The organism is Streptomyces daghestanicus, assembly GCF_020521275.1.
In the GTDB taxonomy this organism is placed as follows: domain Bacteria; phylum Actinomycetota; class Actinomycetes; order Streptomycetales; family Streptomycetaceae; genus Streptomyces; species Streptomyces griseoviridis.
Map to the genome: position 1 here is coordinate 23,213 of NZ_BNDX01000016.1, position 20,435 is coordinate 43,647.

Sequence of the window (20,435 nt, forward strand, 5' to 3'; positions counted from 1 at the left end):
TACGGAAAGTGACGAGCACGTGAGTGTGACGGTACGCGTCCCCGCCAAGGTCAACGTCCAGCTCGCGGTGGGCCCCGCCCGCCCCGACGGCTTCCACGACCTGGCCAACGTCTTCCTCGCCGTGGGGCTCTACGACGAGATCACCGCGACCCCCGCCGACACGCTCCGCGTCACCTGCGAGGGACCGGGGTCCGACCAGGTGCCGCTCGACCACTCCAACCTCGCCGCCCGCGCCGCCCTCGCCCTCGCCGCGCGGTACGGCCGCGAACCCGCCGTGCACCTCCACATCGACAAGGACATCCCCGTCGCCGGCGGCATGGCGGGCGGCAGCGCGGACGGCGCGGGCGCGCTGCTGGCCTGCGACGCGCTGTGGGGCACGGGCGCCTCCCGGGAGGAACTCCTCGACATCTGCGCCGAACTCGGCAGCGACGTGCCGTTCAGCCTGGTCGGCGGGGCGGCGCTGGGCACCGGGCGGGGCGAGCGGCTGACCGAGCTGAAGGTGGGCGGCACCTTCCACTGGGTGTTCGCGATGGCGGAGCGGGGGCTGTCCACGCCGGCCGTCTTCCGCGAGTTCGACCGGCTCGGCGAGGGCGCCGACATCCCGGAACCGGCCGCCTCGCAGGCGGTCCTCGACGCGCTGGCCTCCGGCGACCCCGGCGCGCTCGCCGTCGCCGTCTCCAACGACCTCCAGCCCGCCGCGCTCTCCCTGTTCCCGGAACTCTCCGACACCCTCGCGGCCGGCCGGGCGGCGGGCGCGCTGGCGGCCCTGGTCTCCGGCTCCGGCCCGACGACCGCCTTCCTCGCGGGCGACGCCGACGGGGCGACCGTCATCGCCGGCGTCCTGCGCGCCTCCGGCACGTGCGCGTCCGTGCGGGTGGCGGAGGGGGCGGTGGCGGGGGCGACGGTGGTCTGAGCAAGGGCTCAGAGCTGGTCCACGGCGGTCAGATCAATGTCGATGCCGTAGGGCTGGTCGACCTTGATCCGGTCGCGGTGCATGCCCACGTGCACGTACGCCTTGGTCAGCGGGTCGAGTTCGTACACGTGGATCACCGGCCGTCCGTCCGTACCCACCTGCTCGACGCGCCAGAAGTTCGGGATGCCCGCGGCGGCGTACTTCTGCGGCTTGGTCGTGCGGTCGCGGGACTCGGAGTCGGGCGAGACGACCTCCACGGCGAGGAGGACGTCCTCGGCCTGATAGCGGGTCTTCGCGGGGCCGGTGACCGCCTCGGCACGGAGGACGCTCACATCGGGCTCGGGGCCGTTGCGCTGGTCGAGGACGATGGTCATCTCCCGGCGGACCTTCAGCCCGGTCGGCGCAATGCTGCGCAAACCGGTCACCAGCAGGTCGATGACGACGCTGTGGAAATCCCGCTGCGGACTCACGAAAATCAGGCTCCCGTCGATCAGCTCGGTGTGCGGCGGGAGATCCGGCAGCGTGAACAGGTCGTCCACGGTGTATCCGTCCTGCGGCGGCACCGGCCACTGGACGCGGCTGCGGTGCTCTACGGACTCGGCGGTCATGGTTCCTCCCATGGACGGGATCCTGCTGCCTGCCCTCCACGGTAGCGGGACGATCCGGCCCACGTCATTACAAAGAGTGACTGCCTTCTCCGTGTCAACCCGCCCCTCGGAGGGCCTACGCTTGAAGGCTGATCGTCCCCCAGTCAGGAGAGAAATGGCCGTCAACCTGGTCAATGTCGAGAACGTCAGCAAGGTGTACGGCACCCGTGCCCTGCTGGACGGGGTGTCCCTCGGCGTGTCCGAAGGGGACCGCATCGGCGTCGTGGGCCGCAACGGCGACGGCAAGACCACGCTGATCCGGATGCTCGCCAAGCTGGAGGAGTCCGACACCGGCCGGGTCACCCACTCCGGCGGGCTGCGCCTCGGCGTGCTCACCCAGCACGATTCCCTCGACCCGGCAGCCACCGTCCGGCACGAGGTCATCGGCGACCTCGCCGACCACGAGTGGGCGGGCAACGCCAAGATCAGGGACGTACTGACCGGCCTCTTCGGCGGGCTGGACCTGCCCGGGTTCCCGCAGGGGCTGGACACCGTCATCGGCCCGCTCTCCGGCGGCGAGCGGCGCCGGATCGCGCTGGCCAAGCTGCTCATCGAGGAGCAGGACCTGATCGTCCTCGACGAGCCCACCAACCACCTCGACGTCGAGGGCATCGCCTGGCTCGCCCGGCACCTGGGCGCGCGCCGCTCCGCGCTCGTCTGCGTCACCCACGACCGGTGGTTCCTGGACCAGGTCTGCACCCGCATGTGGGACGTGCAGCGCGGTGTCGTCCACGAGTACGAGGGCGGCTACTCCGACTACGTCTTCGCCCGTGCCGAGCGCGAGCGGATCGCCGCGACCGAGGAGGCCAAGCGGCAGAACCTGGTCCGCAAGGAGCTGGCGTGGCTGCGGCGCGGGGCGCCCGCGCGGACCTCCAAGCCCCGGTTCCGGGTGGAGGCGGCCAACGAGCTGATCGCCGACGTGCCGCCGCCCCGGGACAGCAGCGAGCTGATGAAGTTCGCCTCCTCGCGGCTGGGCAAGACCGTGTTCGACCTGGAGGACGTGACCGTCCAGGCCGGGCCCAAGGTGCTGCTCCAGCACCTGACCTGGCAGCTCGGTCCCGGCGACCGGATCGGCCTGGTCGGGGTCAACGGCGCGGGCAAGACCTCGCTGCTGCGGGCCCTCGCGGAGGCCGCGTACAGCGACGGCGAACGGCAGCCGGCCGGCGGGCAGGTCCGGGTCGGGAAGACGGTCAAGCTGGCCTACCTCTCCCAGGAGGTCGCCGAGCTGGACCCCGACTGGCGGGTGCTGGAGGCCGTGCAGCAGGTGCGGGAGCGGGTCGACCTCGGCAAGGGCCGTGAGATGACCGCGGGGCAGCTCTGCGAGACGTTCGGCTTCGGCAAGGAGAAGCAGTGGACGCCGGTCGGGGACCTGTCCGGCGGTGAGCGGCGGCGGCTGCAGATCCTGCGGCTGCTGATGGACGAGCCGAACGTCCTCTTCCTCGACGAGCCGACCAACGACCTCGACATCGAGACGCTGACGCAGCTGGAGGACCTGCTCGACGGCTGGCCCGGGTCGATGATCGTCATCTCCCACGACCGGTTCTTCGTCGAGCGCACCACCGACCGGGTCTTCGCGCTGCTCGGCGACGGCGCGCTGCGGATGCTGCCGCGGGGCATCGACGAGTACCTGGAGCGGCGACAGCGGATGGAGGAGGCGGCGGCCTCGGCGGCGCCGGCACCGGTGGCGCAGAAGGCGGTCGCCGAGCGGAGCGCCGCGGACCAGCGGGCCGCGAAGAAGGAACTCCAGAAGATCGAGCGGCAGTTGGACAAGATCTCCGAGAAGGAGGGCAAGCTGCACGCGCGGATCGCGGAGAACGCGACGGACTTCGCGAAGGTCGCCGAGCTGGACGCCGAGCTGCGGGAGCTGTCCGGGCAGCGGGACGAGCTGGAGCTGCGGTGGCTGGAGCTGGCCGAGGACGCGTGATCCCTGCCGGGGGCCGGGCTGGGCCGGGGCGTGCGGTGCCGTATTGCGAGGGATTTCGGTGATCCGGGGCAGTTCTCGCCGGTAGGGCAGCGCGACGTCGAACAAGCGTGTAGCTTCCGGGGGCAGGTCGGGGGACGGCCGGGCCGGGGGACCGCGGGGCGGGACTGGGGGTGGCAGTGGGAGCGCGGCTGATGGTGGTCGACGATCACCGATTGCTCGCCGAGGCGCTGGCCTCGGCGCTGAAGCTGCGGGGGCACCGGGTGCTGGCCGCGGCGGCGCCCGCCGCGGGGGCGGCGGAGCTGGTGATCAGCCGGGCGCCGGAGGTGTGTCTGCTGGGCACGGCGACGCCGGCCGAGCCGGGGATCTTCGACCCGGTGGCCCGGATCAAACGGGACCGGCCGCAGGTGGCGGTGCTGGTGCTGGGGCCGGTGCCGAGTCCGCGCGGGATCGCGGCGGCGTTCGCGGCGGGGGCGTCGGGGTACGTCCGGCACGACGAGCGGATAGAGGGCGTCGAGCGGGCGATCATGAAGGCGCGGGCGGGGGAGGCGGCGGTGGCGCCCACGCTGCTGCAAGGGGCGTTCGCCGAGCTGCTGAACCCGGCCGCCCAGCCCGACGACGAGGGGCAGCGGCTGCTGGAGCTGCTGACGCCCCGGGAGCTGGAGGTCCTGGTGCGGGTGGCCGACGGCGAGGACACGCGGGTGATCGCGGCGGGGATGGGCATCGCGCCGTCCACGGCCCGTACGCACGTCCAGCGGGTGCTGATGAAACTGGGCGTGGGGTCGCGTCTTGAGGCGGCGGCGCTGGCGGCGCGGACGGGGCTCCTCGACCGAGCGGGTGCCTCCGGCGGGTGACCCGGGGCCGCCGCGCGTAGCGCCGTGTGCCGGTGGGGTGCCTGCGGGTGGTGTGGGGTGCGGTGGGGTGCCTGCGAGGCTCCTGTGCGGGTCCGGTGAGGGTGCGCGTAGCGCCTGTTGCCGGTGGGCGGGTGGGTGGGTCGGGGACGGGGTTGGGGGGTGTCCGTCCTCGGAACGGCGCGGAATCGGTCTTCTACGGTGGTGAACGGCGCGGACGCGCGCCGCCCCCTGCGGGCGGGCTCGCCCCACCCCGCCCCCTGCGGGCGGACACCCCATCCCGCCCCCGCGCGTTTGTGACTCCGCCCGGCTACGGCCGCAGGCGACCGTGGCCCCGCCTGGCTGCGCGCCGCGCGGACCGCGTCCACGCCGGTACGCGCGTGCCGGGGACCGGGGCCGGGCGGCCGGCCCCGCTCCACCGCGGGCAGTCGTGCCGCCCGGGGCGGCACGGGTGGGCGTGACGCAGCCCGCTCGCGCCGGGCTGCGTCACGCCCCCGGCCCGAGCCGTCACGCCGGCCAAGCCCACCGGCGCCCCTTACTTCTCGACCGGCGGCGTAGGAGGAGCCGTGGGCCTCAGCTTCAGCCAGGTCAGGAAGAACAACCCCAGCACCAGCATCCCCAGCCCGGTCCACAGGTTGATGTTCACGCCCTCCGCCTTGTCGATGTCCGCGTCGGACGCCGTGAGGCCCGCGATCGTGACGATCACGCCGTACAGGGCGAACAGCCCGCCGATGATCCGCCGGATGTCGAACAGCCGCGCGGCCGTCGCGGACTTGGTCTCCAGCTCGGAGACCTCCTCCTGGACGTTCTTCTCGTGGAACTCAGACATGCTTCCTCAATCCTCCCGCGATCAGAACGAGAACGGGATGTAGCAGGCGGCCGCCAGCACGACCGCACCCCAGCCCAGCAGCGCCGGCTTGCGGTACCACGCGTCGTCGCCCTCTCCGGGCGCCTCGGACATCCCCGCCGACCGGGTGCCGTAGACCAGGCCCTCCAACTCGGCGGCCGGCTTGGGTGCGGTGAAGAGGGACACCGCCACCATGACCACCGCGCCCGCGACGAACCCGACGATCGCGGAGACGAAGTTGGCCCCCTGGTCGGAGGGGATGTCGACGACGCCCTGCTTGTAGATCCAGAAGTAGTTGACCATCGCGGCGACCGTGCCCGCGAGCAGACCCCAGAAGCCGGACTTCACCGACGCCCGCTTCCAGAACATGCCGATGATGAAGACCACGAACATCGGCACGTTGAAGAAGGAGAACAGCGTCTGGAGGTACGCCATGATGTTGGAGAAGGACTGCGCCAGGAACGCCGTGCCGATGGACGCCAGCACGCCGATGACCGTGATGAGCCGGCCGAACTTCAGGTAGTACTCGTCCGACTCCCCCTTCTTCACGTACTTCGCCCAGATGTCCGTCGTGAACACCGTGTTGAAGGACGACACGTTGGCCGCCATGCCGGCCATGAACGCGGCGAGCAGACCGGTCACCGCGATGCCCAGCACACCGTTGGGCAGGAACTGCTCCATCAGGTACGGGATCGCGTCGTTGTACTGAAGGTCGGAGCCGGCCGTGCCGATCTTCGGGACCAGGGCCGCGGCGACCAGGCCGGGGATCATCACCAGGAAGACGATGAAGATCTTGGGGAACGCCGCGATCAGGGGGGTGCGCTTCGCGGCGGAGAGGTTCTTCGCGGAGAGCGCGCGCTGCACCTCCGCGAAGTTGGTGGTCCAGTAGCCGAAGCCGAGGACGAAGCCGAGGCCGAGGACGATGGTCAGCCAGTTCGCGCCGAGCGGGTTGTCGCTGCCGATGCCCGTGCCGCCCCAGGACGTCATGAAGTCGCCGCCGTGCTGGGCGGAGAGGGTGTCGGACAGGCCGTCCCAGCCGCCGACCTTCTTCAGGCCGAGGATGGTGATCGGGATCAGGGCCGCCAGGATCACGAAGAACTGGAGGACCTCGTTGTAGATCGCCGAGGACAGGCCGCCGAGGGTGATGTAGGCGAGGACGAAGGCGCCCGCGACGACGATCGACACCCACAGGGGCCAGCCGAGGAGGGCCTCGACGACGATGGCCAGGGCGTACAGGTTGACGCCCGCGATCAGGATCGCGGCGATGGCGAACAGGATCGAACTGAGCAGGTGCGCGGAGCGGTCGAAGCGGAGGAGGAGGAACTCCGGGACCGAGCGGACCTTGCTGCCGTAGTAGAACGGCATCATCACCAGGCCCAGGAAGACCATCGCCGGGATGGCGCCGATCCAGTACCAGTGGGTCGTGTAGACGCCGTACTGGGCGCTGTTGGCGGCCATGCCGAGGATCTCGGTCGCGCCCAGGTTGGCCGCGACGAAGGCGAGTCCGGTGACCCACGCGGGCAGGGAGCGGCCGGAGAGGAAGAAGTCCAGGCTGGTCTTGACCGAGCGGCGGGCGGCCAGGCCGATGCCCAGCACCACCAGGAAGTAGATCGCGAGGATCGTGTAATCGAGCCAGTTGGTGGGGAGCCGGAGCTCCGCCGCCAGGTATGTGGGGGTCTGCATGCGTACTCGCTTCGTTGCGTGAACTGATCCGAGCGGAACCTAACGCTCCGCGTTCAGAAAATGAACACTTTCGATGGTGTTCTTTGATTGATTGTGATGAACGGCCTCGCTGGTGACTTGTGGTGTGTTATGTTTGATTGTGTTGGGTGCGGTGGAGTAGAGGTGTGAGGAGTCCGGCAGTGAAGAAGACCTCGACCCGGCTGGCCGACGGGCGCGAGCTGATCTACTACGACCTGCGCGACGACGTCGTGCGGGACGCCGTGGACCGCCGTCCGCTGGAGCCGACCGTGACCTCCTCGGAGATCCGCCGCGACGTGCTCCTCGGCGACGCGGTCGCCGTCGCCTCGCACCGCCAGGGGCGGACGTACCACCCGCCCGCCGACCAGTGCCCCCTGTGCCCCACGCGGGGCGACCGGCTGAGCGAAATCCCGGACTCGTCGTACGACGTGGTGGTCTTCGAGAACCGCTTCCCCTCGCTGGCCGGTGACTCCGGGCGCTGCGAGGTCGTCTGCTTCACCTCCGACCACGACTCCTCCTTCGCCGACCTGGACGAGGAGCAGGCCCGGCTGGTCCTGGACGCCTGGACGGACCGCACCTCCGAGCTGTCGCATCTGCCCTCCGTCGAACAGGTCTTCTGCTTCGAGAACCGCGGCGCCGAGATCGGTGTGACGCTCGGTCACCCCCACGGGCAGATCTACGCTTACCCCTTCACCACCCCTCGCACCGCCCTGATGCTCCGGTCGCTCGCGGCCCACAAGGAGGCCACCGGCGGGGAGAACCTGTTCGACTCCGTGCTGGAGGACGAGCTGAGCGGCGAGCGGATCGTCCTGGAGACCGAGCACTGGGCCGCCTTCGTGCCGTACGCCGCGCACTGGCCCTACGAGGTGCACCTGTATCCGAAGCGGCGGGTGCCCGACCTGCTGGGGCTGGACGAGGCGGCGCGCACAGAGTTCCCCCAGGTCTATCTGGAACTGTTGCGGCGGTTCGACCGGATCTTCGGCGAGGGCGAGCCTCCGACGCCCTACATCGCGGCCTGGCACCAGGCGCCGTTCGGGCAGCTGGAGGAGTTCGAGGGCGTCACCCGTGACGACTTCGCGCTGCACCTGGAGCTTTTCACCATCCGCCGTACGTCCGGCAAGCTGAAGTTCCTCGCGGGTTCCGAGTCCGGCATGAACGTGTTCATCAACGACGTGCCGCCGGAGCGCGCGGCCGAGCGACTGCGAGAGGTAGCGAGTTCATGAGCGGGAAGTACCTGGTGACGGGCGGCGCGGGATACGTCGGCAGTGTCGTCGCCCGGCATCTGCTGGAGGCCGGGCACGAGGTCGTCGTGCTCGACAACCTGTCGACCGGCTTCCGCGAGGGCGTCCCGGCCGGGGCCTCCTTCGTCGAGGGCGACATCCGCGACGCCGGCAAGTGGCTGGACGCCTCCTTCGACGGGGTGCTGCACTTCGCCGCGTTCTCGCAGGTCGGCGAATCCGTGGCGAAGCCCGAGAAGTACTGGGAGAACAACGTCGGCGGGAGCATGGCCCTGCTCGGCGCGATGCGCGAGGCCGGCGTGCGCCGCCTGGTCTTCTCCTCCACCGCCGCCACCTACGGGGAGCCCGCGCAGGTGCCGATCGTCGAGACCGCGCCGACCGCGCCGACCAACCCCTACGGGGCGTCCAAGCTCGCCGTCGACCACATGATCAGCGGCGAGGCCGCCGCCCACGGACTGGGCGCCGTCTCGCTGCGGTACTTCAACGTGGCGGGGGCGTACGGGGAGTACGGCGAGCGGCACGACCCCGAGTCGCACCTGATCCCGCTGGTGCTCCAGGTCGCGCAGGGACGGCGGGACGCCATCTCCGTGTTCGGTGACGACTACCCGACCCCGGACGGCACCTGCGTACGCGACTACATCCACGTCGCCGACCTGGCCGAGGCCCACCTGCTGGCGCTCTCCGCCGCCCGCCCCGGCGAGCACCTCATCTGCAACCTGGGCAACGGCAACGGGTTCTCTGTCCGCGAGGTCATCGAGACCGTGCGCCGGGTCACCGGGCACCCGATCCCCGAGGTCGTGGCCCCGCGCCGGGGCGGCGACCCGGCGGTGCTGGTCGCCTCCGCCGGGGCCGCGCGCGAGAAACTGGGCTGGAACCCGTCCCGCGCGGACCTCGCGGGAATCGTCGCGGACGCCTGGGAGTTCGCCCAGCGGCGCGCCAACTGAAAGCGCCTGTCGGAACGCAGGGGAAAGGTCAGGGGATGAGTGTGGAGACGGCCGCCGAGGTCGCCCAGCGGTTCACCGAGCTGTACGGGAGCGCGCCGGAAGGGGTGTGGGCGGCGCCGGGCCGCGTCAACCTCATCGGCGAGCACACCGACTACAACGACGGCTTCGTGATGCCCTTCGCGCTGCCGCACACCGCGGTGGCGGCCGTGTCGCCCCGCACGGACGGCGTGCTGCGCCTGCACTCCGCGGACGTCGACGGCGGCGTCACCGAGCTGCGGGTGGCCGACCTGACCCCCGAGGCCGACCGGAGCTGGACGGCGTACCCCTCGGGCGTCGTCTGGGCGCTGCGCGAGGCCGGGCACGAGATCACCGGCGCCGACGTCCACCTCGCCTCGGCGGTCCCCTCCGGCGCCGGACTCTCCTCGTCGGCGGCGCTGGAAGTCGTGATCGCCCTCGCCCTGAACGACCTGTTCGGGCTGGGCCTGCGCGGCTGGCAGCTCGCCCGGCTCTGCCAGCGCGCGGAGAACGTCTACGTCGGCGCCCCCGTCGGCATCATGGACCAGACGGCGTCCGCCTGCTGCGAGGCCGGGCACGCCCTGTTCCTGGACACCCGGGACCTGTCCCAGCGGCAGATCCCCTTCGACCTCGCCGCCGAAGGGCTGCGCCTGCTCGTCGTCGACACCCAGGTCAAGCACGCGCACAGCGAGGGCGAGTACGGCAAGCGCCGGGCCGGCTGCGAGAAGGGCGCGGCGCTGCTCGGCGTCGACGCCCTGCGGGACATCCCCTACGGGGAGCTGGACGCGGCCCTGGAGCGGCTCGGGGACGAGGAGGAGGTGCGGCGGCTGGTGCGGCACGTCGTCACCGAGGACGAGCGGGTCGAGCGGGTCGTGGGGCTGCTGGAGTCCGGCGAGACCCGGGCGATCGGGCCGGTGCTGGTCGAGGGGCACGCCTCGCTCCGCGACGACTTCCGCATCTCCTGCCCGGAGCTGGACCTCGTCGTCGACACCGCGGCCGCCGCCGGTGCGCTCGGCGCGCGGATGACCGGCGGCGGCTTCGGCGGCTCGGCGATCGTGCTGGTGGAGGCCGCAGACGTGGACGGCGTCACCAAGTCCGTCGAAGAGGCCTTCGCGGCGGCCGGGTTCACCGCGCCGCGCACCTTCGAGGCGGTCCCGTCGGCGGGCGCGCGCCGGCTGTCGTGACCCGGGTCAGGCGAGCCGTCTGACCAGGGTGTACTCGGTGATCCCCGGCGGATAGTCGGGGATCACGCCCACCACCTCGTACCCCCGCTTCCGGTAGAACCCCGGCGCCTGGAAGTCCCACGTCTCCACCCGCGCCGCCCGGCAGCCCCGGTCCCGGACCGCGATCGTCTCCGCCCGCGCCAGCAGCCGGGAGCCCAGACCGGCGCCGCGGTGCCGGCCGTCCACCCACAGGTACGTCACGTGCAGCCAGCTCGCCCAGGTGTGGCCGACCAGCCCGCCGGCCAGCCGGTCGTCCCCGTCCATCACCCAGACGTGCAGCGGGACTTCGCGATCGTGAGCGGTTCCGCGCAGCGCGCGCAGGACGGGGGAGGCCGCGGTGTTCGTCTCCTTCAGACGACTGTGCAGGATGTCGCGCCGTACTCTGTCGACTTCTGTCTCAAGACGAAACATGCGGCTCACCATAAACGGGCCCGACCGCCAGTTCTGCAAATAACCTTCCGCTCCCGCCCCTCGCCCGTACCCTGAGGGACAGCACCGGTGGGGGCCGGTGCCGTTCAGGGGGCGAGACAGTCGGGTACGGCGCCCGGGGCGGGGCAGCGATCTCCTGGCGGCGGCGGCCGCACGGCGATGGCGGCCGGTCCCGCGCCCCGGTGTCGGACAGCGCGTCACCGGGCACCGGCGGACCCGGGACCAGGAACGGTCCGGGCGTCGTACCCGTGCTGAAGTCGTCCTTTGAGACTGGGAATCCCCCGCTCCCGGGAGCGTGGGGAAGGGGGTCACGTGGTGCGTATCCGAGTCCTGGTCATCGACGACCACCGCATCTTCGCCGAGTCGCTCGCCGCGGCGCTGGCCGCGGAGCCCGACGTCGACGTGTCCGCGGCGGGCAGCGGCCCGGCCGCGCTGCGCTGCCTGGAACGGGCGGCCTCCGAGGGCCGCCGCTTCGACGTGCTGCTCGTCGACGCCGACCTCGGCGCCGCCCTCCCCGGCACCACCCGGCCCGCCGTCCCCGTACGGGACGCCGACGAGGACCGGGTCGACGGGATCTCCCTGGTCACCGGGGTGCGGTCGGCCCAGCCCGGGGTGCGGGTCGTGGTCCTCGCCGAGAAGGACGACCCGCGGCGGGCGGCGCTCGCCCTCCAGGCCGGGGCGTCCGGCTGGGTGGCGAAGGACTGTTCGCTGAACCGGCTGCTCACCGTCATCCGCGGGGTGCTGCGCGACGAGACGCATCTGCCGCCCGCCTTGCTCACCGGCGTCCTGCGTGAGCTGACCGCCGCCCGCAGGCACCGCACCGAGAGCGAGCGGCTGGTGGAGTCGCTGACCCCGAGGGAACGGGAAGTGCTGCGGTGCATGGTGGCCGGGCTCGGGCGGAAGGCCGTCGCCGAACGGCTGTTCCTGTCCCCGCACACCGTGCGCACCCACATGCAGAACGTCCTCGGCAAGCTCGGCGTGCACTCCACGCTCGCCGCCGTGGCCCTGGCCCGGCGGGCCGGCGTCGGCCCGGTCGACCTGGGTCCGCCGCCCGGCGGACGGATCGGCGCGCAGGAGACCCACAGCGCTTGAGGCGGGTGCCCCGGTCAGCCGGGGATGTTGTCGAACGGCGCGGTCAACTGGCGCAGCAGGCCCGCCAGTTCGGCGCGCTGGGCGCCGGACAGCTCCGCGAGGATGGCCCGCTCCTGGTCGAGCAGCCCGGCCAGCGCCTGGTCGGCGCGGTCCCGGCCCTCGCCCGTGAGCCGGACCAGCACGCCCCGCCGGTCGCTGGGGTCGGGCAACCGCTCCACGAGCCCCTTCTTCGCCAGCCGGTCGATGCGGTTGGTCATCGTGCCCGACGTGACCAGGGTCTGCGTGAGCAGCTGTCCCGGGGAGAGCTGATACGGGGTGCCCGCGCGGCGCAGTGCCGTGAGCACGTCGAACTCCCACGGCTCCAGCTGGTGCTCGGAGAAGGCCAGGCGGCGCGCCCGGTCCAGATGCCGGGCCAGCCTGCTCACCCGGCTGAGCACCTCCAGCGGCTCCACGTCGAGGTCAGGGCGCTCCCGGCGCCACGCTGCGACCAGCCGATCGACCTCGTCCTCCATGACGATCAGTGTAGTCGTTGTGTCGACGTGAAGTCTCTTGACATCGACTATCTCGACCATGACTCTTTAGATAGTAACTATCTCGATGTAGAGATACTTTGGTGCGGGGCGGGGAACCCGTCCCCGGAGCAGACCCCGACCCGCCCCGGACCGGGAGGAACCATGCCCGCCACCGCCCCCACCTGGGACCCCGCCCAGTACCTGCGCCACGCCGGTCCCCGCACCCGCCCCTTCACCGACCTCCTCGCCCGCGTCCCCCGCCTCCCCGGCGACCCGCCCCGCATCGCCGACCTCGGCTGCGGCCCCGGCAACGCCACCGTCCTGCTCACCCACCGCTGGCCCACCGCCCGCATCACCGGCTACGACAACGCGCCCGCGATGCTGGAACGCGCCCGCGCCCACGCCGGACCCACACCCGGCGGCGGACACCTCGACTTCACCCCCGCCGACGTCCGCACCTGGCACCCCGCCGAGCCCCACGACCTCATCCTCAGCAACGCCACCCTCCAGTGGGTCCCCGGCCACGACGACCTGTTCGCCCGCTGGGCCGACACCCTCACCCCCGGCGGCACCCTCGCCTTCCAGGTCCCCGGCAACTTCGACGCGCCCAGCCACCGCCTGATGCGCGAGCTGGCCGGCTCCCCGCGCTGGCGCCACCGCCTCGCCGGCGTCCTGCGCCACACCGACGCCGTCCGCACCCCCGGCGAGTACCTCGCCCGCCTCACCGCGCTCGGCCTCACCGCCGACGTGTGGGAGACGACCTACGTCCACCTGCTGACCGGCGAGGACCCCGTCCTCGACTGGGTCAAGGGCACCGGACTACGGCCCGTGCTCGACGCCCTCGACGACGACCCGGCGCCCGGGACGCCTTCACCGAGAAGTACCGCACCGCGCTCCGCGCCGCCTACCCCGCCGGACCGCACGGCACGGCCTTCCCCTTCCGGCGGATCTTCGCCGTGGCCCGCAAGGCGGCGACGGCCTGATCACACCACGCCGTCCGCCCGCAGCGCGCCGATCTCCTCCTCGGACAGGCCCAGCTCGGCGAGGACGGCCCCGGTGTGCTCGCCCAGCGCCGGCACCGCCTCCATGCGGGGCGCCCCGGTGGTCGGGCCCGGCGGGGCCAGGGCCGGGACCGGGCCGGCGGGCGTCGGGACCGAGTGCCAGCGGCCCCGGGCCGCGAGCTGCGGGTGCGCCCACACCTCGGCGAGGCTGTTCACCCGGGCATTGGCCACGGGCACCGCGTCGAGCAGGTCCATCGCCTCCGCGCCGGACAGCTCCCCGAACCGCGCCGCGATCAGCCGTCCCAGCTCCTCCCGGTGCGCGTCCCGGCCCGCGTTGGTGGCGTAGCGCGGGTCGGTGGCCAGCGCGGGACGGCCCAGGAAACCCGTACAGAAGCCCCGCCACTCACGGTCGTTCTGGACCGCCGTCATCACGACCGTGCCGTCACCCGCCGCGAACGGGCCGTACGGGCAGATCGTCGCGTGCGCGGCGCCCGCCCGGGGAGGCGGCGGGGCGCCGTCGAAGGCGTAGTACAGCGGGAAGCCCAGCCACTCCGCCGTGGCCTCCAGCATCGACACGTCCAGATGCGTGCCCTGCCCGGTCCGGCCCCGCTCCAGCAGCGCCGCGAGGACCGAGCTGTACGCGTACATGCCCGCCGCGATGTCCGACACCGCGATCCCCGCCTTCGCCACCGCCTCCGGCGTCCCCGTCACCGACAGCAGCCCCGCCTCCGACTGCACCAGCAGGTCGTACGCCTTGCGGCCCGCGTACGGACCCGGCGAGCCGTACCCGGAGATGTCGCACACGATCAGCTCCGGACGGCGCGCCCGCAGCTCCCCGGCACCGAGCCCCGCGCGGGCCGCGGCCCCCGGCGCCAGGTTCTGGAGGAAGACGTCCGCGCGGTCGACCAGCCGCCGCAGCACCGCCAGGCCCCGCGGGTCCTTGAAGTCCAGGGTGAGGGACTCCTTGTTGCGGTTGGCCCACACGAAGTGCGAACTCAGCCCGCGCACCCGGCCGTCGTAGGACCGGGCGAAGTCCCCCGACCCCGGCCGCTCCACCTTGATCACCCGGGCGCCGAGATCGGCGAGCTGACGGCTGGCGTACGGCGCGGCCACCGCCTGCTCCAGCGCGACCACGGTGACACCGCTGAGCGGCTGCACGGCTCACCCCCTCCGCCCTCCGCCGGAACGACGACCGGCCCTAACTCTTGCGGTGTCCGATCAGCCGCGGCTTCTGCTCCAGCCCGTCCAGCCCGTGCCACGCCAGATTCACCAGGTGCGCCGCGACCTCCGCCTTCTTCGGCTTGCGCACGTCCAGCCACCACTGGCCGGTCAGCGCCACCATCCCGACCAGCGCCTGCGCGTACACCGGCGCCAGCTTCGGATCGAAACCCCGGCTCTTGAACTCGCGGCCCAGGATGTCCTCCACCTGGGTGGCGATGTCCGAGATCAGCGAGGCGAAGGTGCCCGTGGACTGAGGGATGGGGGAGTCCCGGACCAGGATGCGGAAACCGTCCGTGTACTCCTCGATGTAGTCCAGGAGCGCGAAGGCCGCCTGCTCGCACAGCTCCCGCGGATGGCCCGCGGTCAGCGACGACGTCACCATGTCCAGCAGCCGCCGCATCTCCCGGTCCACCACCACGGCGTACAACCCCTCCTTGCCGCCGAAGTGCTCGTACACCACCGGCTTGGAGACCCCCGCCCGCGCGGCGATCTCCTCCACCGAGGTGCCCTCGAAACCCTTCGCGGCGAAGAGGGTGCGGCCGATCTCCAGCAGCTGTTCGCGGCGCTCGGCACCGGTCATCCGGGTGCGGCGCACGCGCCGCGGCTTGTCATTGCCTGGGGTGCTGCTGGAGTCGGTCGCCACGGCCTCCATCATGCCGCCTCGGCCGTCTCCTTCCGGCGGCGGGAACCGTTCTCGTCCGGCTTACGGCGCGAATCGATACGCGAGCGTGACGGCCAGCGCACGTCATAGGCCCAGCCGAGCATCTCGAAGATCCGGATGAACCGCGCCGAGGAGTCGATCTGACCGCGCTCCACACCGTGCCGCGCGGAGGTCGGGTCGGCGTGGTGCAGGTTGTGCCAGGACTCCCCGCACGACAGGACCGCCAGCCACCACACGTTGCCCGAACGGTCCCGCGACTTGAAGGGCCGCTTGCCGACCGCGTGGCAGATCGAGTTGATCGACCAGGTGACGTGGTGCAGCAACGCCACCCGCACGAGTGACCCCCAGAAGAACGCGGTGAACGCCCCCCACCACGACATCGTCACCAGACCGCCGATCAGCGCCGGCAGCAGCAGCGACAACGCCGTCCACAGCACGAACTGCCGGGAGATCGCCCGCATCACCGGATCGTTGACCAGGTCCGGCGCGTACTTCTCCTGCGGCGTCTGCTCCTCATCGAACATCCAGGCGATGTGCGCCCACCACAAGCCCTTGAGCAGCGCCGGGACCGTCTCCCCGTACCGCCACGGCGAGTGCGGGTCACCCTCCGCGTCGGAGAACCTGTGATGCTTGCGGTGGTCGGCGACCCACCGCACCAGCGGTCCCTCCACCGCCATCGACCCCGCGATCGCCAGCGCGATCCTCAGCGGCCGCTTCGCCTTGAACGAACCGTGCGTGAAGTGCCGGTGGAACCCGATCGTGATGCCGTGGCACCCGAGGAAGTAGAAGAAGACGAGCAGGCCGAGATCGAGCCAGCTCACACCCCACCCCCACGCCAGCGGCACCGCCGCCACCAGCGCCAGGAACGGGACCGTGATGAAGAGCAGCAGGGTGATCTGCTCGATCGAACGCTTCTGCTCACCGCCCAGCGTCGCGGAGGCCGCGCCGGCGTCGTCAGGCGTCTTCGAAGCGTTTGGGATCACATCGGAACTCGTGGTCATGCGCGTCCTCTGAGGGGGTCGGGGGTAGAGGTCGGGATGCCGGGCCGCGGAGACCGAGCGGTCGTGCCTACGGTTCCGTAACCTACGGCGACGTAAGTATGGCAGCGCGTAGTCACGCGGCGAGGGCCCGTGAGCCTGCGCGTCCCGGTGGACACCTATCCTGGGAGTCGGTCGGACAGCGCGGTCCGCTCTGACTCTTTCCCGGACGCCCGGCCCCGTAAGCGGCACCCGCCGCGCGAGACTCCGTCCGGGTTCCCTCCCAGACGAGCTTCAACACTGCAAGGAGCCGCACCTGTGAGCAGTGCCGACGACCAGACCACCACGGCGACCACCAACAGCGAACTGCGCGCCGACATCCGCCGCCTGGGCGATCTCCTCGGGGAGACCCTCGTCCGGCAGGAGGGCCCGGAGCTGCTGGAACTCGTCGAGAAGGTCCGCCGACTCACCCGAGAGGACGGCGAGGCCGCCGCGGAGCTGCTGCGCGGCACCGAACTGCAGACCGCGGCCAAGCTGGTCCGCGCCTTCTCCACCTACTTCCACCTCGCCAACGTCACCGAGCAGGTCCACCGCGGCCGCGAACTGCGCGCCCGCCGCGCCGCCGAGGGCGGACTGCTCTCCCGTACCGCCGACCGCCTCAAGGACGCCGACCCCGACCACCTGCGGGAGACCGTCGCCAACCTCAACGTGCGCCCCGTCTTCACCGCGCACCCCACCGAGGCCGCCCGCCGCTCCGTGCTGAACAAGCTCCGCCGGATCGCCGCCCTCCTCGACACCCCCGTCATCGAGTCCGACCGGCGCCGCCTGGACACCCGCCTCGCCGAGAACATCGACCTGGTGTGGCAGACGGACGAACTCCGCGTCGTCCGCCCCGAACCCGCCGACGAGGCCCGCAACGCCATCTACTACCTGGACGAACTGCACGCCGGCGCCGTCGGCGACGTCCTGGAGGACCTCACAGCCGAGCTGGAGCGCGTCGGCGTCAAGCTCCCCGACGACACCCGCCCCCTCACCTTCGGCACCTGGATCGGCGGCGACCGCGACGGCAACCCCAACGTCACCCCCGAGGTCACCTGGGACATCCTCATCCTCCAGCACGAACACGGCATCAACGACGCCCTGGAGATGATCGACGAGCTGCGCGGCTTCCTCTCCAACTCCATCCGCTACACCGGCGCCACCCAGGAACTGCTGGACTCCCTCACCGCCGACCTCGACCGCCTCCCCGAGATCAGCCCCCGCTACAAGCGGCTCAACGCGGAGGAGCCCTACCGGCTCAAGGCCACCGCCATCCGGCAGAAGCTGGAGAACACCAAGACCCGGCTGGCCACCGACACCCCCCACAAGGACGGCCACGACTACCTCGGCACCGCCGAGCTCCTCGACGACCTCCGCCTCCTCCAGACCTCCCTCCGCGCCCACCGCGGCGGCCTCTTCGCCGACGGCCGCCTCGCCCGCACCATCCGCACCCTCGCCGCCTTCGGCCTCCAGCTCGCCACCATGGACGTCCGTGAACACGCCGACGCCCACCACCACGCCCTCGGCCAGCTCTTCGACCGGCTCGGCGAGGAATCCTGGCGCTACGCCGACATGCCCCGCGAGTACCGCACCAAGCTCCTCGCCAAGGAACTCCGCTCCCGGCGCCCCCTCGCCCCCACCCCGGCGCCCGTCGACGCGGCCGGCGAGAAGACCCTCGGCGTCTTCCAGACCGTCAAGCGCGCCCTGGAGGTCTTCGGACCCGAGGTCATCGAGTCGTACATCATCTCCATGTGCCAGGGCGCCGACGACGTCTTCGCCGCCGCCGTCCTCGCCCGCGAGGCCGGCCTCATCGACCTGCACGCCGGCTGGGCCAAGATCGGCATCGTCCCCCTCCTGGAGACCACGGACGAACTGAAGGCCGCCGACACCATCCTGGAGGACCTGCTCTCCGACCCGTCGTACCGGCGCCTGGTCGCCCTGCGCGGCGACGTCCAGGAGGTCATGCTCGGCTACTCCGACTCCTCCAAGTTCGGCGGCATCACCACCAGCCAGTGGGAGATCCACCGCGCCCAGCGCCGCCTGCGCGACGTCGCCCACCGCTACGGCGTGCGGCTGCGCCTCTTCCACGGCCGCGGCGGCACCGTCGGCCGCGGCGGCGGCCCCTCCCACGACGCCATCCTCGCCCAGCCCTGGGGCACCCTCGAAGGCGAGATCAAGGTCACCGAACAGGGCGAGGTCATCAGCGACAAGTACCTCGTGCCGTCCCTGGCCCGGGAGAACCTCGAACTGACCGTCGCCGCCACCCTCCAGGCGTCCGCCCTGCACACCGCCCCCCGCCAGTCCGACGAGGCCCTCGCCCGCTGGGACGCCGCCATGGACGTCGTCTCCGACGCCGCCCACACCGCCTACCGCAAGCTCGTCGAGGACCCCGACCTGCCGACGTACTTCCTCGCGTCGACACCGGTCGACCAGCTCGCAGACCTGCACCTGGGCTCCCGGCCCTCCCGCCGCCCCGGCTCCGGCGTCTCCCTCGACGGCCTGCGCGCCATCCCCTGGGTGTTCGGCTGGACCCAGTCCCGGCAGATCGTCCCCGGCTGGTTCGGCGTCGGCTCCGGCCTCAAGGCACTCCGCGAAGCCGGCCTCGACACCGTCCTGGACGAGATGCACCAGCAGTGGCACTTCTTCCAGAACTTCATCTCCAACGTCGAGATGACCCTCGCCAAGACCGACCTGCGCATCGCCCAGCACTACGTCGACACCCTCGTCCCCGACGAACTGAAGCACGTCTTCGACACCATCAAGGCCGAACACGAACTCACCGTCACCGAGGTCCTCAAGGTCACCGGCGAAAGCGAACTCCTCGACGCCCAGCCCGTCCTGAAGCAGACCTTCAGCATCCGCGACGCCTACCTCGACCCCATCTCCTACCTCCAGGTCGCCCTGCTCAAGCGCCACCGCGACGCCGCCGCGAACGGCACCGACCCCGACCCGCTGCTCGCCCGCGCCCTGCTCCTCACCGTCAACGGAGTCGCCGCCGGCCTGCGCAACACCGGCTGACCCCGCCAACCCCCGCACGCCCCCGCGCCACACCCCCGCGCGGGGGCGTCGTCACACCGCCACCACCACCGACGCCAGCAGCCGAGGACCCCCAAGCCCTCAAGGCACGCGCGGAACACCACCGAGCGGCACCCACGCGTACCCCACCCCCGCAGGCCCCGACCACACCACCCCGCCGCCCCCCGGCTTCCACCCGACCGACGCCCCGCCGCCGCCACGGCCACCGAGTTCTCCGGCACCACCCCGCCCCGCACCACCGACCCCGGCGCGTACGGCCCCCCACACACCCCGGCCGCACACCGCGCCACCCCGACCAAGCCGCGCTCCCGCCCCCCGGCCGGCATCACGTGCTGCGCCCCCCCCACGACGCCCCCACCCCGACGATCAGGACCAGCACGACGACCGCGCCCATCACCACGACCCGACCGAACGACACCACCGCAGAAGCACGGCCGCGAACCTCGGCATGCCCGCGCACACGGACGACCCCGATGAGCCCAACGTCAGGAGTTGTACGACCCCTGCGCCCGCTCCAACCCCTCCAGCACCAGACACTCCACCGCGTCCGCCGCCCGGTCCACGAACCAGTCCAGCTCCTTGCGCTCCGCCGACGAAAAGTCCTTCAGCACGAAATCCGCCACCTGCATCCGCCCCGGAGGCCGACCGATCCCGCACCGCACCCGGTGATACCCCGGCCCCATCGCCTTCGTCATCGACTTCAGCCCGTTGTGCCCGTTGTCCCCACCCCCCAGCTTCAGCCGCAACACCCCGAAATCGATGTCCAACTCGTCATGCACCGCCACCACACGCTCCGCCGGCACCTTGTAGAAATCCCGCAACGCCGTCACCGGACCACCCGACAGATTCATGTACGACATCGGCTTCACCAGCACCACCCGACGCCCCGCCGGCCCCGGCGGCCCGACCCGCCCCTCCACCACCTGGGCCTGCGCCTTCCCATGCCGCTTGAACCGCCCGCCCATCCGCTCCGCCAGCAGATCGGCCACCATGAAACCCACGTTGTGCCGGTTCCCCGCGTACTCCGGCCCCGGATTCCCCAGCCCCACCACCAGCCAGGGCCCACCCGCATCGGTCGTCACGCCCACACCTCCTCAGATACACGCCAGCCGCTGCCCCCCGAAGGGAACAGCGGCTGACAACAGATCGAAAACGACGAGACAACGC

17 protein-coding genes and 1 pseudogene are annotated in these 20,435 nt (G+C 71.8%); 9 read left to right on the forward strand and 9 right to left on the reverse strand.

Annotated elements, in window-relative coordinates:
- The first annotated feature begins 19 nt into the window (after positions 1 to 19).
- Positions 20 to 913: a 4-(cytidine 5'-diphospho)-2-C-methyl-D-erythritol kinase gene (locus Sdagh_RS26965; RefSeq protein WP_189414683.1), complete on the forward strand. Its 894-nt coding sequence runs from the start codon at positions 20 to 22 to the stop codon at positions 911 to 913.
- 8 nt (positions 914 to 921) lie between these two features.
- Here Sdagh_RS26965 and Sdagh_RS26970 read toward each other — a convergent pair whose 3' ends face one another.
- Positions 922 to 1,521, reverse strand: coding sequence for a Uma2 family endonuclease (locus Sdagh_RS26970; RefSeq protein WP_189414818.1), 600 nt, complete (start codon positions 1,519 to 1,521; stop codon positions 922 to 924).
- Between the two features lie 154 nt (positions 1,522 to 1,675).
- On the opposite strand from Sdagh_RS26970, the gene Sdagh_RS26975 reads away from it, so the two are divergent.
- Positions 1,676 to 3,484 carry an ABC-F family ATP-binding cassette domain-containing protein gene (locus Sdagh_RS26975; RefSeq protein ID WP_190009133.1) on the forward strand — a complete coding sequence of 603 codons (1,809 nt, stop codon included), beginning with the start codon at positions 1,676 to 1,678 and terminating at the stop codon, positions 3,482 to 3,484.
- A 176-nt stretch (positions 3,485 to 3,660) separates the two neighbouring features.
- Positions 3,661 to 4,335 (forward strand): helix-turn-helix transcriptional regulator, encoded by a 675-nt coding sequence (locus Sdagh_RS26980; RefSeq protein ID WP_190076664.1) that lies wholly within the window; start codon positions 3,661 to 3,663, stop codon positions 4,333 to 4,335.
- A gap of 532 nt (positions 4,336 to 4,867) precedes the next feature.
- Here the strand turns inward: Sdagh_RS26980 and Sdagh_RS26985 are convergent.
- Together Sdagh_RS26985 and Sdagh_RS26990 are read right to left on the reverse strand one after the other, a co-directional pair.
- The gene (locus Sdagh_RS26985) at positions 4,868 to 5,161 is read right to left on the reverse strand and encodes a hypothetical protein (protein ID WP_189414685.1); all 294 of its coding nucleotides are present in this window, start codon (positions 5,159 to 5,161) and stop codon (positions 4,868 to 4,870) included.
- 21 nt (positions 5,162 to 5,182) lie between these two features.
- Positions 5,183 to 6,862, reverse strand: coding sequence for a sodium:solute symporter family protein (locus tag Sdagh_RS26990; RefSeq protein ID WP_189414686.1), 1,680 nt, complete (start codon positions 6,860 to 6,862; stop codon positions 5,183 to 5,185).
- Between the two features lie 179 nt (positions 6,863 to 7,041).
- Here Sdagh_RS26990 and galT point away from each other — a divergent pair, with 179 nt between their 5' ends.
- The 3 genes from galT to galK are packed head-to-tail and all read left to right on the forward strand — an operon-like array spanning position 7,042 to position 10,261.
- Positions 7,042 to 8,103 carry a galactose-1-phosphate uridylyltransferase gene (galT, locus tag Sdagh_RS26995; RefSeq protein WP_190076597.1) on the forward strand — a complete coding sequence of 354 codons (1,062 nt, stop codon included), beginning with the start codon at positions 7,042 to 7,044 and terminating at the stop codon, positions 8,101 to 8,103.
- A complete protein-coding gene (galE, locus tag Sdagh_RS27000) occupies positions 8,100 to 9,062 on the forward strand; it encodes a UDP-glucose 4-epimerase GalE (RefSeq protein WP_190009137.1) in 963 nt (320 codons plus the stop codon). The genes galT and galE overlap by 4 nt, the downstream gene beginning before the upstream one ends.
- Positions 9,063 to 9,097: 35 nt before the next feature.
- Positions 9,098 to 10,261 carry a galactokinase gene (gene galK, locus Sdagh_RS27005; protein WP_190009139.1) on the forward strand — a complete coding sequence of 388 codons (1,164 nt, stop codon included), beginning with the start codon at positions 9,098 to 9,100 and terminating at the stop codon, positions 10,259 to 10,261.
- 6 nt (positions 10,262 to 10,267) lie between these two features.
- Here galK and Sdagh_RS27010 read toward each other — a convergent pair whose 3' ends face one another.
- The gene (locus tag Sdagh_RS27010; protein WP_189414690.1) at positions 10,268 to 10,723 is read right to left on the reverse strand and encodes a GNAT family N-acetyltransferase; all 456 of its coding nucleotides are present in this window, start codon (positions 10,721 to 10,723) and stop codon (positions 10,268 to 10,270) included.
- 318 nt (positions 10,724 to 11,041) lie between these two features.
- On the opposite strand from Sdagh_RS27010, the gene Sdagh_RS27015 reads away from it, so the two are divergent.
- Entirely contained in the window at positions 11,042 to 11,821 is a 780-nt protein-coding gene (locus Sdagh_RS27015; RefSeq protein ID WP_190076596.1) for a LuxR C-terminal-related transcriptional regulator, read from the forward strand.
- A 14-nt stretch (positions 11,822 to 11,835) separates the two neighbouring features.
- On the opposite strand, the gene tamR is transcribed toward Sdagh_RS27015, so the two are convergent.
- Positions 11,836 to 12,333 (reverse strand): MarR family transcriptional regulator TamR, encoded by a 498-nt coding sequence (tamR, locus tag Sdagh_RS27020; RefSeq protein ID WP_189414692.1) that lies wholly within the window; start codon positions 12,331 to 12,333, stop codon positions 11,836 to 11,838.
- A 162-nt stretch (positions 12,334 to 12,495) separates the two neighbouring features.
- Between tamR and Sdagh_RS27030 the strand changes: the two are divergent.
- Positions 12,496 to 13,316 (forward strand): annotated as a pseudogene (locus Sdagh_RS27030) (trans-aconitate 2-methyltransferase).
- On the opposite strand, the gene Sdagh_RS27035 reads toward Sdagh_RS27030, so the two are convergent.
- The 3 genes from Sdagh_RS27035 to Sdagh_RS27045 are packed head-to-tail and all read right to left on the reverse strand — an operon-like array spanning position 13,317 to position 16,217.
- Positions 13,317 to 14,492: a CaiB/BaiF CoA transferase family protein gene (locus tag Sdagh_RS27035; RefSeq protein WP_189414694.1), complete on the reverse strand. Its 1,176-nt coding sequence runs from the start codon at positions 14,490 to 14,492 to the stop codon at positions 13,317 to 13,319.
- A 40-nt stretch (positions 14,493 to 14,532) separates the two neighbouring features.
- Positions 14,533 to 15,210: a TetR/AcrR family transcriptional regulator gene (locus tag Sdagh_RS27040; protein WP_189414695.1), complete on the reverse strand. Its 678-nt coding sequence runs from the start codon at positions 15,208 to 15,210 to the stop codon at positions 14,533 to 14,535.
- On the reverse strand, positions 15,207 to 16,217 hold the full coding sequence (locus Sdagh_RS27045) for an acyl-CoA desaturase (protein WP_190076595.1): 1,011 nt from the start codon (positions 16,215 to 16,217) through the stop codon (positions 15,207 to 15,209). Before Sdagh_RS27045 ends, Sdagh_RS27040 begins: the two co-directional genes overlap by 4 nt.
- A gap of 294 nt (positions 16,218 to 16,511) precedes the next feature.
- On the opposite strand from Sdagh_RS27045, the gene ppc reads away from it, so the two are divergent.
- Positions 16,512 to 19,250 (forward strand): phosphoenolpyruvate carboxylase, encoded by a 2,739-nt coding sequence (gene ppc, locus Sdagh_RS27050; protein WP_189414697.1) that lies wholly within the window; start codon positions 16,512 to 16,514, stop codon positions 19,248 to 19,250.
- Positions 19,251 to 19,753: 503 nt separating this feature from the next.
- Here ppc and pth read toward each other — a convergent pair.
- Positions 19,754 to 20,356 (reverse strand): aminoacyl-tRNA hydrolase, encoded by a 603-nt coding sequence (gene pth / locus Sdagh_RS27060; RefSeq protein ID WP_189414698.1) that lies wholly within the window; start codon positions 20,354 to 20,356, stop codon positions 19,754 to 19,756.
- Positions 20,357 to 20,435: the final 79 nt, after the last annotated feature.